At 72.3% G+C, this 13,974-nt stretch carries 10 protein-coding genes; 2 read left to right on the forward strand and 8 right to left on the reverse strand.

Going from position 1 to position 13,974, the window contains the following annotated elements; all coding sequences use genetic code 11:
• Positions 1-25: 25 nt before the first annotated feature.
• The 7 genes from AC3ERT_RS32800 to AC3ERT_RS32830 form a co-directional block, all read right to left on the reverse strand.
• Positions 26-508, reverse strand: a complete 483-nt coding sequence (locus AC3ERT_RS32800; protein ID WP_435127856.1) for a hypothetical protein — start codon at positions 506-508, stop codon at positions 26-28.
• A 178-nt stretch (positions 509-686) separates the two neighbouring features.
• The gene (locus tag AC3ERT_RS32805; protein WP_435178510.1) at positions 687-1,862 is read right to left on the reverse strand and encodes a glycoside hydrolase family 1 protein; all 1,176 of its coding nucleotides are present in this window, start codon (positions 1,860-1,862) and stop codon (positions 687-689) included.
• Positions 1,863-1,901: 39 nt separating this feature from the next.
• Positions 1,902-2,816 carry an alpha/beta fold hydrolase gene (locus tag AC3ERT_RS32810; RefSeq protein ID WP_435178512.1) on the reverse strand — a complete coding sequence of 305 codons (915 nt, stop codon included), beginning with the start codon at positions 2,814-2,816 and terminating at the stop codon, positions 1,902-1,904.
• Complete coding sequence (locus tag AC3ERT_RS32815) at positions 2,813-4,624, reverse strand: ABC transporter ATP-binding protein (protein WP_435178514.1); 1,812 nt, start codon at positions 4,622-4,624, stop codon at positions 2,813-2,815. Before AC3ERT_RS32815 ends, AC3ERT_RS32810 begins: the two co-directional genes overlap by 4 nt.
• Positions 4,621-5,562 (reverse strand): ABC transporter permease, encoded by a 942-nt coding sequence (locus AC3ERT_RS32820; RefSeq protein WP_335982387.1) that lies wholly within the window; start codon positions 5,560-5,562, stop codon positions 4,621-4,623. The genes AC3ERT_RS32815 and AC3ERT_RS32820 overlap by 4 nt, the downstream gene beginning before the upstream one ends.
• Before the next feature lie 5 nt (positions 5,563-5,567).
• A complete protein-coding gene (locus AC3ERT_RS32825; RefSeq protein ID WP_335982385.1) occupies positions 5,568-6,548 on the reverse strand; it encodes an ABC transporter permease in 981 nt (326 codons plus the stop codon).
• 31 nt (positions 6,549-6,579) lie between these two features.
• Positions 6,580-8,232: an ABC transporter substrate-binding protein gene (locus tag AC3ERT_RS32830; RefSeq protein ID WP_435178516.1), complete on the reverse strand. Its 1,653-nt coding sequence runs from the start codon at positions 8,230-8,232 to the stop codon at positions 6,580-6,582.
• Positions 8,233-8,486: 254 nt separating this feature from the next.
• Here AC3ERT_RS32830 and AC3ERT_RS32835 point away from each other — a divergent pair, with 254 nt between their 5' ends.
• Positions 8,487-9,635 (forward strand): LacI family DNA-binding transcriptional regulator, encoded by a 1,149-nt coding sequence (locus AC3ERT_RS32835; protein ID WP_335982381.1) that lies wholly within the window; start codon positions 8,487-8,489, stop codon positions 9,633-9,635.
• Positions 9,636-9,707: 72 nt separating this feature from the next.
• On the opposite strand, the gene AC3ERT_RS32840 is transcribed toward AC3ERT_RS32835, so the two are convergent.
• The gene (locus AC3ERT_RS32840) at positions 9,708-11,375 is read right to left on the reverse strand and encodes an alpha-amylase family glycosyl hydrolase (protein WP_435178518.1); all 1,668 of its coding nucleotides are present in this window, start codon (positions 11,373-11,375) and stop codon (positions 9,708-9,710) included.
• A gap of 494 nt (positions 11,376-11,869) precedes the next feature.
• Here AC3ERT_RS32840 and AC3ERT_RS32845 point away from each other — a divergent pair, with 494 nt between their 5' ends.
• Complete coding sequence (locus tag AC3ERT_RS32845; protein ID WP_435178520.1) at positions 11,870-13,921, forward strand: TolB family protein; 2,052 nt, start codon at positions 11,870-11,872, stop codon at positions 13,919-13,921.
• Positions 13,922-13,974 lie beyond the last annotated feature (53 nt).

Here is a 13,974-nt window from a genome sequence, read left to right on the forward strand (position 1 = left end):
GTCCCCACGTCCCCACGTCGGTACGTCAGTAGACGGTGACGTCCCAGTGGTTGCCCTCGTCGCAGTAGAGGTTGCCGGACGCCGCCTGCCACTGCGGGTAGCCGTCACCGCGGTAGCCGATGTACGTGAAGCTGTTGTGCACGTAGGCGTCGATGCAGGTGTTGTGCGACAGGTCGACCTTGTAGCCGTTGTAGTGGCTGTAGGTGCCGGAGGCGTGCCCGACCTCGGTGCCGCCGGTGATGTTGAGGGCGCAGCCGCTGGCGTTCTTCAGGGTGACCATGGCGTCGACCGTGCCGGAGTTGATCTGGTCGAAGGAGGTGCAGGTGGAGTTGGAGCGGGTGGTGCAGTTGCCGCTCGAACTCCAGGTGATGCCCGCGGCGGACAGTTCGGCGGCCGCCGCGGCCTGGGTCATCTTGCTGCCGCTGGCCTGGGCTAGCGGCGCCGCGGCCAGGAGGGCGGCCGCCGCGACCAGCGTGGCGGCGGCGAGTCGGCGGGGGCGTACGGACACGGGCGCGGACGCGGGCACGGGGCCTCCTGGGGCGAGGGGGACGGGCGGGACGTACGGACCGGGCAGCTCTCAGGCTAGCCCGATCCGTGAACATGACAAGTACGTCGGGCCATCCGGCCGCCACCCGGCCACCGTGCCGCCGCGCCGCCCGGCCGTTGTCCTGCCCGTCCGGTTGCCGCTACCGCGGCTCGAGCCCGCCTGCCCGCGCCACGCCCCCCAGCCACGCCAGCGACGGCTTCGGGGTGCGGACGAAGGTCTGCCGGTCCACGGCGATCAGCCCGAAGGTCGGCCGGAAGCCGGACGCCCACTCGTAGTTGTCCAGCAGGCTCCAGTGCAGGTAGCCCTCCACCTGGACGCCGTCCGCGATGGCCGCGTGCAGCCCGGCGAGCGCGCCGCGGGTGTAGTCGATCCGGCGGGCGTCGTCGGCGGTGGCGATGCCGTTCTCGGTGACGAACACCGGGGTGCCGCCGGTCTTCTCCCACGCGCTGCGCACCCCGAGCTCCAGCGCCCGCGGGTAGAACTCCCACCCGGTCAGCGTGGTCTCCACGCCCTCGGGCACCTGGCGCGGGCCGTCGGGGCCGATGATCGTACGGGTGTAGGCCTGCACGCCGACCCAGTCGTCGCCGCGCGCGGCCTCCAGGTACCAGTCGTCGCGGTGGTAGCCGTAGGCGTGCGCGATGTCCTCGCTGCCCGGCTCAGCCTGGAACGCCTGGGTGGCGACGGTCCAGCCGGAGCGCACCCCGCCCACGCCGGACAGCACCTCGCGCGCCCGCTGGTGGCAGGCCAGCAGGGTGTCCGCGACCTGGAGGTCCGGCGCCGGCAGGCCGTACGCCACCAGGTTCGCCGGGTCCTCGCCGCCGGCGATCATCGCCGCGATGTTGGGCTCGTTGACGGTGCAGACCCACTTCACGTCATCGCCCAGCACCGGCAGCGCCAGCTCGGTGAACCGCGCGAAGCGGTCCGCCGCCTTGGGGCTGCGCCACATGCCCTCCTGCGCGAACCAGCGCGGCACGGTGAAGTGCATCAGCGTCACCATCGGGGTGATGCCCAGTTCCAGCGCGGTGTCCACCATCCGCCGGTAGTGGTCGATCGAGGCGCGCGAGACCACGCCCTCCTCCGGCTCGATCCGGCTCCACTCGATGCTGAACCGGTACGTGTCCAGGCCCGCGTCACGCAGCAGCGCCATGTCCTCGCGGAACCGGTGGTAGCTGTCGCAGGCGTCCCCGGAGGGCTCCACGATGCTGGTGCCGGGCGCGTGCTCGCGCGGCCACCAGTCGTTGTTGATGTTGTTCCCCTCGATCTGGTGCGCGGCGGTCGCGGCGCCCCACAGGAAACGGTCCGGGAAGTGCAGCACGGAGAAAACCTCGTTCGTGTCGTGAAAGGTGACGACCGGTCAGCCGGTGTGCGACCAGAAGTCGGAGAGCAGGTCCGCGGTGGCGGCCGGGTTCTCCTGGTTGGGCAGATGGCCGGCGTCGGCGATGACCTCGTGGCGCGCGCCGAGGCGTTCGGCCATCGTGCGCTGCCACTCCTGCGGCCAGGCGTCGTCGTACGCGCCGTGGGCGACCAGGACGGGCAGTCCGGTGGCGGCCAGGTGAGGGGTGGAGTCGGCCGGGTCGGCGAGGACGCCGATGGCGCCCAGCAGGTGGTCCACGCTGGTGCGCAGCGACCGCTCGCGCAGGAACCGCTCGGTGGGGCTGAGCCGTTCCGGGGCGCGCCGGGCGGTCCTGGCCGCCTCGGGCCGGTCGAGGGTCCACAGGTCGGTCTGCTTGCCGGCCCCGCGCAGCCGCGCCTCTTCCGCGGCCTTGCGGCCCGGCCAGCCGTGCGGGCCCGAGCAGAGCATGGCCAGGTCGGCGAAGACCGCCCGGCCGCCGCGGATCGCCGCCGCCCGGGCGACGGTGCCGCCGAAACTGTGGCCCAGCAGATGCGTGCGCTGATGCCCCGTCAATTCGGCGATGAGCGAGGCGACATGGAGGACGTCTCCGGTGAACGCGTCCAGCGTGTACGCCTCCTCACCGGCCGGCGCCGCCGAGTCGGCCTGCCCGCGCTGGCTGAACGCCCAGGCGTCGACGCCGCGTTCGGCGAGCAGCGGCAGCAGCGGGAGGAAGTCCTCCTTGGAGCCGGTGAACCCCGGCACCAGCAGCGCGGTGCCGCCGGCGGCGGGACCGGCGGGGTGCGCCCGCAGGGCGGTCAAAGTGCCGACGGGCGCCTCCAGTTCCAGCACTTCGACGGTGTCTGGCACCGGCAGGACGCTGAACGGGCGGCCCGGGCGGACCTGCCCGCCCGGCAGCGCGCTTCCCTGCCCGCTCATGCCGCGCCCTCCCCCGCGGCGCCGCCGCTTCCCTCACCGCTGCCGGCGGCCGCCGCGAAGCGGCGCGCGGGCTGCGGGATGGAGTCCAGCAGCCGTGTCGTGTAGTCGTGTTCGGGGAAGCGCAGCACCTTGGCGGTCGGCCCCGACTCCACCACGCGCCCCTGGTGCAGCACCATGATCCTGTCGGTCACCACGCGCGCCGACAGCAGGTCGTGGGTGATGTACAGCAGCGAGACCCCGAAGTCGGCGCGCAGGTCGCGCAGCAGGGCCAGCACCCCGGCGCGCAGCGAGACGTCGAGCATCGAGACCGGCTCGTCGGCGATCAGCACCTGCGGGTCGCTCGCCAGCGCGCGGGCGATCACCACACGCTGCCGCTGGCCGCCGGACAGTTCGTGCGGCAGCCGCGCGGCGAACTGCTCGACCGGCGTCAGCCCGACGATCTCCAGCAGTTCAAGCACCCGCTTCCTGGCCGCCGCGCCCTTGCGCCCGGTGAAGTTCACCACCGGCCGGGTGAGCGTGTACTCGACCGTGTGCAGCGGGTTGAGCGCGGCGTACGGGTCCTGGAAGACCATCTGGACGTCGGCGTGCAGGGTGTGCAGCTTCCGCCGCCGCAGCCGGTCGACCCGCAGGTCGCCGAAGGATACGGTGCCGCTGGTCGGCTGCTCTACCCCGGTGATCAGCTTGGCCAGGGTGGACTTGCCCGAGCCGGACTGGCCGACCAGGGCCATCGACTCGCCCGGCTCCAGCCGGAAGGAGACGCCCTCCACCGCCGTCACGGGGGCGTCCCCGCGCCGCCGCCCCGGGTAGACCCGGCTGACATCCGCCACGACCATCGCGTCCTGCGCGGCCGTACGCGTTCCCGTCCGCGTTCCCGTACGGCCGCCGGTACGACCGCCGTTACGGCCACGCGCGACGGTCGCGGCGGATGCCGTACCCGTATCCGTAGCTGCGCCCGCCGTACCCGTACCCGCCGCCGTGTCCGTACCTGAATCCGCCGCGGGCAGCCCCGGCAGCTCCACCACCTCCGCGCGCGGGTCGGCGTAGTGCCCCAGCAGCGACCGCGTGTAGGGGTGCTGCGGCCGCTCGAAGACGTCCTTGGACGGCGCGTCCTCCACGATGACGCCGTCCTTCATCACCAGCACCCGCGCCGTGGACTCCAGCACCACGCCCAGGTCGTGGCTGATCAGGACCGCGGTGAAGCCCTCGCTCTCCTGGAGTTCGCGGATGGTGCGCATCACCGCGTGCTGGACCATCACGTCCAGCGCCGTGGTCGGCTCGTCGAAGACCATCAGCCGCGGCTCCAGGCACAGCGCGAGCGCGATCGACACGCGTTGCCGCATCCCGCCGGACAGCTCGCCCGGGTAGCGGTCGAGCACGGCGGCGGTCAGCTCGACCTTCTCCAGCAGCTCCACCGCCCGCGCCCGGCGGCGCGGCCGCGGCACATGGCCGTGCGCGGCGAAGATGTCACCGAAGTGGTGGCCGATGGTGCGCACCGGGTTCAGCGCGTTCATCCCGGACTGGAGCACCATGGCGAAGCCGCCGTGCCGCTGCAACCGCACCTGCTCGGTGTCGAGTTCGGCGATGTCGGTGCCGTCGAAGAGGATGCGGCCGGCGGAGATCCGCGCCGGGGGCTTGGCCAGCCGGGTCAGCGCGAAGCCCAGGGTGGACTTGCCCGACCCCGACTCGCCGACCAGGCCGACGAACTCGCCCTGCGCCAGCCGGAAGGACGCGTCCTTGACCGCGAGCGTCGGCTCGGCGCCGCGCGGCTCGTAGACGATGCTGAGGTTCCTGACGTCGAGCAGGCTCATCGCGTGCTCCCTTCCCGCAGCCGCGGGTTGCTCAGCCCGTCGACACCGAAGTTGACCAGGGTCATCGCGGTGGCCAGCAGCGCGACGCACAGACCGGGGGCGAACAGCAGCACCCACTGGCCGGTGAGGAGGGCGTTGGAGTTCTGCGCCCAGTAGAGCATCGAGCCCCAGCTGACCGTGAAGGGGTCGCCGAGCCCGAGGAAGGACAGCCCGGACTCCGACAGCACCGCGGCGGTCGCCGCGCCGAAGAAGGAGCCGGCGATCATCGAGGTCATGTTGGGGAGGATCTCCCGGAAGACCACGCGGGTCGCGCTCTCGCCGCTGAACAGCGCCGCGGTCACGAAGTCCCGGCTGCGCAGCGACTGGGTCTGCGCCCGCAGCACGCGCGCCCCCCACGCCCAGCCGGTGATCACGACCACCAGCACGACCATCTTCAGGCCGCCGTTCTGGAGGTAGGCGGCGATGATGATCATCAGCGGCAGGCCGGGGACCACCAGGAAGAGGTTGACGACGAAGTTGACCACGTCGCCGAGCCAGCCGCGCAGGTAGCCCCAGGACAGGCCGACGGCCACCGCCACCAGCGTGGCCAGACCGCCGGCGACGAAGCCGACCACGATCGACACCCGCGCCCCGTACAGCAGTTGGGACAGCACGTCCTCGCCGGCGCCGGTGGTGCCCAGCAGGTGTGCCGAGCTGCTGCCGGCGCCGGTGGCGAAGTCGTTCTCGTGCGGCGAGTACGGCGCCAGCACCGGCGCGAAGACCGCCACCAGGACGAAGAGCGCCAGGATCACCAGGCCCACCCGGGCCTTGCCGTTGCTCCACACGGTGCCGAAGGAGCGGCCGAAGACCTGGGCCGCGCGCATGGCGCCCGAACTCGACGGCGCCGCGGGCCCGGTCGGAAGCGCGGGGCCCGGCAGGTTCGTTGCAGGGGAGGTCATCTCGGTCACCGCCTGGTCCGGGGGTCCAGGACGCCGTAGAGGACGTCCACGATGAAGTTCGCGACCAGCACGCACACCGTGATCATCAGGAACAGCGCCTGCATCAGCGGGTAGTCGTGGTTGGTCACCGCGCTGTACAGCAGGTGGCCCACACCGGGGTAGTCGAAGACCTGCTCCACCAGCAGCGAGCCGCCGACCACCCCGCCCAGCGCCATGCCGAAGCCGGTGAGGTTGGGCAGCAGCGCGTTGCGTGCCGCGTACCGCAGGGCGACGGTGCGCCCGCGCAGGCCGTTGGCCTCGGCGAAGGTCACGTAGTCCTCGCCGATGGTGCCGATCATGGTGTTGCGCATGCCGAGAATCCAGCCGCCCAGCGAGGTCAGCAGGATCGTCAGCGCGGGCAGCACCGCGTGGTACAGCGAGTCCTGGACGAAGCCGAACGACAGGTTCGGCACCGCGTCCGCGGAGTACGCGCCCGAGGTCGGGAACCAGCCGAGCACGTATCCGGCGAAGAAGACCAGCAGCAGCGCGGTCCAGAAGTACGGGAACGCCGCCAGGAACGCGCCGGACAGCGTCGGCAGCGAGTCCAGCCAGGTCCCGCGCCGCCAGGCCGCGGCCACGCCGATCAGCGAGCCGACGACGAACGCCAGCACCGTGACCAGGCCGACCAGCATCAGCGTCCAGGGCAGCGCCTGCGCCACCATGCTGGACACCGACTGCGGGAAGAAGGTGTACGACACCCCGAACCGCAGGTGGACCACCGTGTTGAGGTACTCCACGTACTGGTGCCACCAACTGCCGCTGGGCACGCCCAGTTGGGCCTCGATCGCGGCCCGGGTCGACGGCGACACCGGGCCGCTCTGCGAGAGCTTCGCCACCGCCGCGTCGGCCGGTGAGCCCGGCATCAGCCGGGGGAGCGCGTAGTTGAGCGTGACGGCGGCCCACAAGGTGAGCAGCAGCAGCCCGAACTTGCGCAGGATGTAGCGCATGAGGGGTTCTCCTCGTCCCTTCCGCGGTCGCCTACTTCGCCAACCGCAGATGCGTCATCACCAGCAGCGGGGTCGAACCCCAGGTCATCAACGACGCATACGGATTCTTCTGGCTGGGCCAGCCGGTGAACTTCTTGTCGCTGGACAGGCCCCACAGGCCGCCGTAGAAGAGCGAGATCTCGGGCAGCTGCCCGTACACCACGTTCTGCAACTGGTCGGCGAGGCGCTGTTGCGCGGCCGGGTCGGTGGTCGTGCGCAGCGTGTTGAGCAGCTTGTCGGTCGCCGCGTCGCCGTAGCGCTCGTAGTTGGACGCGGTGGAGGTGCCCACCGCCTTCTTGAACGCGGAGTTCAGCAGGTTGTTGTAGTCCTGGTAGAGCGAGCCCGAGCCGCCGACGGTGCCCAGCGCCAGGTCGAAGTCGCCGTTCTGGAGGTCCTGCTGGTACGCCGCGGGCTGCGGCTTGTCGAGCTTGACGGTGATGCCGACCGCGCGCAGCTGCTGGATGATCTCCTGTGCGCCCTGGAGCCAGTCCGACCAGCCGTCCGGCACCGTGAGGTCGACGCTCAGCGGCCTGCCGGACGCGTCCACCAGCTTGCCGCCGTGCCTGGTGTAGCCGGCCTTCGCGAACGCGGCGAGCGCGGCGGCGGTGTCCTGGGTCACCATGCCCTGGTCCGGGATGGCGGTGTTGAGCGACGCCTTCTCGTTCGGCAGCAGCAGCCCGGTCTGGCTGGCCGCCCGCACATAGCCCTGCTCCGCCTTGTCGGCGATCTGCTGGCGGTCCAGCGCGAGCGACAGTCCCTTGCGGAAGTCGATGTTCTTGAACGGCGCCTTGGTGAGGTTGGGCAGCAGCGAGACGATGCCGCCGGGCGGGAACCAGTAGCTGTTGTGCTGCTCGTCCGCCTTCACCCAGGTCTTGTCGACGTTCGGGAAGAAGGAGTACGCCCAGTCGAAGCCCTGGGTGGCGATCGCCAGGTCCGAGCTGGAGCCCGGCACGACGACCTTCTGCACCTCGACCTTGTCGGCCTGCCAGTAGCTCTTGTTCTTCGCCAGGGTGTACTGGTTGGGCGTGAAGCGCGCCAGCGTGTAGGGGCCGGTGACCACCGGGTTCGGATCGGTGTAGGTCACCGGGTCCTTGACCTTGCGCCAGATGTGCTCGGGCACGATGAGCGTCTGCTCGATCAGCTTCGCCGCGGGCACGTCGGAGTTCTTCAGGTGGAAGACCACGTCGTCGCCGTCGACGGACACCGAGCGGATGTGCTGCCAGACGCCGGCGGCGTCCAGCGCGGCATGGGTGCGCAGCAGCTGGAAGGTGTACGCGACGTCGGCCGCGGTGAACGCCTTGCCGTCCGACCAGCGCACGCCCTGCCGGATGTGGAAGTCGACGGTCCTGGCGTTCGGCAGGTCGTAGCCGGTGGCGAGGAACGGCGTCTCGGCGCCGTCGAGGTTGTTGACGACCCCGAGCGGCTCGTACATCCACGTCGTCAGGTTGCGCTTGTTCGGCGAGAACGGGTTGAAGTTCCGGAACAGCGCCGGTGAGCCGTTGTCCGCGCCGCCGACCAGCAAGGTGGTCGGGCCGACGTTCGAGGTGCCGGACTTCACCGAGACCGAGCAGCCGGTGGCGACGAGCATGGCGGCGACCCCGAACGCTGCGGCGGCTTTCAGCCGTCTCCCGCTGGCACGCGTCATGGTGGGGTGATCCTCTCCCTTGAGGCACCTCCGAGGAGGGAGGGCACAGGCCCCTGCCTGCGCTTTCCGCACTGTATGCGCATACATTTCGTTTCCGCAAGGTTCCTGTCCTGTGAACTGCGCACGGCCTCGGGCGGTTGCTCGCGGCCCTCCCGGGCGGACGGTGGCCGTCTTCCCGGGGGGTACCGTGTGTGCTGCGTGTATGCGCATACGGGGAGCAGGCGTGTTCGCGCGCACCGGAAGAGGAGCACCAAGTGGCCACTGCGCGGAAACCGGCGACCGGCACGACCGGGACGCCGACGGTCTACGACGTGGCCGAGCTGGCCGGTGTGTCGATCGCCACGGTCTCCCGGGTCTACCGCTCGCCCGACGCGGTCCGCGCGCCCACCCGGGAGAAGGTGCTCGCCGCCGCCCGCGACCTCGGCTACGTCCCCAGCGGCAGCGCCCGCGGCCTGGCCAGCCGGACCACCGGCATCCTCGGCCTGTGCATCCCCGACCACGCCGACCCCGAGACGGACACCCCGGGCGACGGTGACGAGGGCGCCGCGACCCTCTACGCCGACCACATCATCCGCGGCATGGAGCGCGCCGCCCGCAGCCGCGGCTACGCCCTGCTGGTCGCCGCCTCGCTGCGGGACGGCCCGTCGAGCCTGGTCGCCACGCTGGCCGGCCACGTCGACGGCTTCGCGATCATGTCCAGGACCGTGGCCGCGCGGGAGCTGGAGACGGTCTCCCGCCGGATGCCGGTGGTCATGCTGGCCGGGCCGCCGGAGCTGGACCACCTCGACAACGTCCAGGTCGACAACCGGGCCGGGCAGCGCGAGCTGACCCGCCATCTGGTCGAGGAACACGGCCTGCGCCGACTGGAGTTCGTCGGCGGGCCCGCGGACTCGCCGGACGCCGAGGCGCGTTTCCTCGGGTACCGGGACGCGTGCCGGGACGCCGGGCTGCCGGTGCCGGAGGAGCCCGCGCTGCGCGGCGACCTGACGCGGACCGCGGGGCGGGACGCGGCGCGGGCACTGATCGACGCTGCCGGGGGCGCCGTCGCGGGGCCGGACGCCGCGGCCGGGGGCGCCGAACGCGGGCTGCCCGACGCGCTGGTGCTCGCCAACGACCAGATGGCCGTAGGGGCGTTGGAGGAGTTCGCCGCCCACGGCATCCGCGTGCCCGAGGACATCGCGGTGACCGGCTTCGACGGCATTCCGCTCGGTGCGATGGCCCAGCCGCCGCTGACCACCGTCCGCCAGCCGAGCCGGCGGATCGGCGAGGAGGCGGTCGCGCTGCTGGTGGACCGGATCGGGGCGCCGCCGCGCGAGCCGCACGCCCTCATGCTCCCGGTCGCGCTGGTGCTGCGGGCGAGCTGCGGCTGCGCGGAGTCGGTGCCGGCGCCGCGCCGCGGCTGACGGGCGCCCCAAGTCCCCTTCGGTTGAGGGCCCGTCGGCCGGGACCCGGGGCGCCTGCGGCCGGGTACGCCGTCAGTCCGCCGTGGCGGCGTCGGCGTCCTCGTACGCGGACACCTGGGCGCCCGGGGCGAGTTCGTAGACCGCGTAGGAGAACCCGGCGGCCTGGATGCCGGACGCGGTCAGCTCGACGCCGTGCGCGGCGAGCACCCGCGGGGCCGGGCCGCTCGCGGGCCAGGGCGCGCCCGCCGGTTCGCGGCGGCCGTTGACCACCACCAGGTGGCTCTCGCCGCGCAGGTAGACGAACGGGTAGTCCCGGTGCAGCACCCGTACGGTGCCGCCGCTGCGGAGCGCGGGTGTCTGCTTGCGCAGCGCGATCAGCCGGTGGACGTGGTGCAGCAGGGAGCCCTCGTCGGCCCGCTCGGTGGCCACGTCGGGCCGGTCCGGCGCCGGGTCGACCGGCAGGTAGTACCGCTCGGCGCCGGCGGTGGAGAAACCGGCCCCCGCGGAGGCGTCCCACTGCATCGGGGTACGGGACCCCTGGCGCGCCTCGGCGTCGAGCTGGCTGCCCTCCTTGTCCGGCAGCCCGGGGACGTACCGCATGCCGATCTCGTCGCCGTAGTAGATGACCGGCAGCGTGGGCCAGGTGAGCAGGAAGGCGAAGGCGGGCGCGACCATGTCGCGGGTGCGCGGGCCGCAGGTCAGCCGGGAGAAGTCGTGGTTGGCGGTGGGCAGGGCGATGTGGCCGGCGCCGTCGATCGCCTTGTCCGCCTCCCGCCAGGCGTCGAGGAAGGTGCCCATCGAGCCGCCGCCGTCGGGGTCGAAGTAGCAGGGGCCGATGGCCGGCCACGAGCCCTGGCTGCCGGTGCCGTTGTCCCACAGGGAGCGCAGCGCGGTGCCGGTGAAGTGCAGGAAGAAGTCCGCGTGGAATCCGGCCGGCACCGACGTCTTGGGGTCGCCCCACTCCGACAGCAGGATGCGGCCGGGGTACTCCCGGTCGATCCAGTCGCGCATCTCGGCCCACAGCCGGCCGGTCTCGACCGACCCCGGGTCGTCCTTGACCAGCGAGGCGGCCATGTCGACGCGGAAGCCGGACACGCCCCGGTCGAACCAGTACGCCATGACCTCCCGCAGCGCGGCGCGGTTGGCCCGCGGGCCGGGCGCGTCCACCGGCTGCCGCCACGGCTCGGCCGGGTCCGGCCGGGCGTAGCCGAAGTTCAGGGCGGGCTGGATGGCGTAGAAGTTGGCGAGGTAGTAGCCGCCGCGCCCGGCGTGGTTGGGAATCCAGCCGCGCACCGGGGCGCCGACGCGGTCGGACCAGATGTACCGGTCGTCGTCGGGGTTTCGTATCGACTCCAGGAACCACGGGTGCTCGTGGGAGGTGTGCCCGGGCACCAGGTCGAACATGATCCGCATCCCGCGGGCGCGGGCGGCCTCGATCAGCGCGTCGGCGTCCTCGTTGCTGCCGTAGCGCGGCGCGATGGTCAGGTAGTCGCTGATGTCGTACCCGCCGTCCCCGAACGGCGAGGCGAAGCAGGGGCTCAGCCACAGCGTGTCCACGCCGAGCCAGGCCAGGTGGTCGAGGTGCTCGCGCACCCCGCGCAGGTCCCCGATGCCGTCGCCGTTGGAGTCGGCGAAGGCCGCCGGGTAGATCTGGTAGATCACGGCTTCGGAGAGCCATGCCGGTGGGCGCCGGTGGGCGCCGGCGCCCGTCGTGCCGTGCGGTTGTCCGTCGAGAGCCACAGATGCCCTTTCCTCGAGCGAGATGGTGATGGCGCTGTCACCATGTAAGCGCATACGCGCGGTGATCGGGGACACCGGCCGTATGACGTTCCCCCCAGGGCGCCGCGGCCCTTCCGGCCCGGCGGGGGCCGCGCCGGCGTCCGGCGGTGGGCCGCTGTTCACCAGGATTTCCCCTGCCGCCCCGTGCCCGCGGCAACCCGGCCCGCATAGGGTCTGCGGGCCGGCAGGAGATCATCAGGAGCAGCGGTGTGCGGCGGGGGCGCACGTCGGGGGGACACGGCCGACGGTCGAGGGGACCGGGGCCGGATCTGACGGCACCCGCACGCAACGCACCACCGGCACTCGGGCAGCACCGGGAGCAGTCCGCCTCGTTGAGCGGTCGGCCGCCCGCGCCCGCGGGCCGGAGCGCGCACCGCCACCGCACCTGCTGCACGCCGGCACACCGTATGCCGTAGGTCGATGCCGCACGGCATCGCATCTTTGGGGGGCTCCACGTGAAAGCTCGTACGCGCCGCGGTCTCGCGGCGCTCACCTCGGCCGCGTCGCTGGCCACCGGCCTGCTGTACGTGACCGCACAGCAGGCCGGGGCGATGACGGTCGCCGCCGGCACCGGCCAGATCTCGGTCGTCGACTCCTTCGGCGTGAGCACCGCCGACGCCGACGCCAACGAGGCGTCGGAGGTGCCGAACCTGCCCGACACCGCTCGGCTCTCCGCCAACTGGGCCCCGGACGGCAGCCGTCTGGTGGCCGGCGGCCAGGACCCGACCCGGCTCACCAGCACCCGCCTGGTCGGCTCCCCCTCGCACGTCACCACCGAGTGGCCGCAGGGCGCCTCCGGCGCGCAGTACACCGACGCCGCCTTCTGGCTGGACGGCAGCGACATCGTCACCAGCACCGGCCAGGAACTCTTCTACGGCCCGTCCGACGCCTCCTACGGACAGCAGCCGCTGCTGACCGGCGACAACCAGCAGCCGGCCGGGACGTGCGACACCCACCCGAGCGCCAGCATCCTCGGCCCGCTCGCCTTCGAACGCGCCACCTGCGGTGAGACCGGCTCGGACATCTGGACGCTCGACCCGAGCACGAACGCCGTGCGGCGGATCGTCTCCGACGGCGCCGACCCCGCCTACTCCGCGGACGGCAGCCAGTTGGCCTTCACCCGGGTCGTCGACGGCTACCGCCAGATCTTCACCGCCGCCGCCGACGGCACCGGCGCCAAGCAGATCACCACCGACGCCGTCAACCACGTCGACCCCGCCTGGGACCCGGCCGGCGGGCGGATCGCCTATGGCGCCGCCACCTCCTCGTCCGCCTCGGCCGACGCCACGACCACCAGGATCGTCAACCTGGCCAACGGCATCAGCACCGTCTACAGCAACAGCGGCACCAAGCCCGCCTGGCAGCCGGTCCGCAACAACACCCTCGACCGGGTCTACGGCACCGGCGGCATCACCATCGACCAGGCCGCGTCCCGCTTCACCTTCGACACCACCGGCGCGACCCACGAGCCCGGCCTGATCACCGCGCACTCCGCGGTCCTGGTCGACAAGGCCAACGCCACCTACGCCACCCCCGCGATCTCGCTCGCCGCGGAGAAGCAGGGCCCGATCGTGCTGACCTCCAGCACCTCGCTGGACGCCACCGCCACCGCCGAACTCAAGCGCACCCTCCCCAAGGGCAGCACCGTCTACCTGGAGGGCAACACCTCGCAGTTGAGCGCCACGGTCCTCTCCCAGGTCACCGCGCTCGGCTACACCGCGCTGCGCATGGACGGCGCCGACCTGGCCTCCGTCTCGGCCCGTACGGCCGTCCAGATCACCAAGAAGCCCGACTGGGTCTTCGTCGCCGACGGCATGGACTACCACGACCCGGTCGCGGCCTCCACCGCCGCCGGCGCCCTCGGCTACCGCGGCCTCGGCGTGGTCCTGCTCACCAAGGGCACGACGATCCCCGCCGCCGTGAAGACCTACCTCAACTCCCTCGACCCGGACACCACCGGCCTGGTCTCGGTCGGCGCCAACGCCCGTACCGCGCTGGAGAACACCCCGCTCGCCGCACAGTGGCAGTTCTACGACGTCAGCGGCAGTTCCTACGAGCAGACCGCGGTCAACCTCGCCCAGTTCTGGTGGACCTCGCCCAACGTCGCGACCGTGGACGGCGGTTCCACCTGGTCCAACGCCGTCACCGGCAACGCGGTCACCGCCACCTACGGCCCCGCCCTCTGGTCGGCCGCCGACTCCCTGTCCCCGCTGACCGCCGGCTACCTCACCAAGGAGTCCGCGAGCATCCAGGAAGTCGTCGCCTTCGGCGGCAACGACTCCTACGCCCCCGCGGCCCGCACCTCCATCGGCAACGCCGTCGCGATCAGCAGCGCCCAACTCACCACCGTCTGGTGGGCGGGAGGCGCCGCCCCTGCCGCCGCCTCTGCCAAGACCGCGGCCAGGGCCCTGCCGACCCTCCGCGCATCCACCACCACGGACCGCCTCGCGCCCACCCTCCAGCCCCACGGCACGCACCGCTCCACCCCCACCGCCCGCACCCCCTGACGGGGCCGGACACGACTGCGGGGGCGGTGCGCTTGTTTGCGCACCACCCCCGC

Source organism: Actinacidiphila sp. bgisy145 (assembly GCF_057708125.1).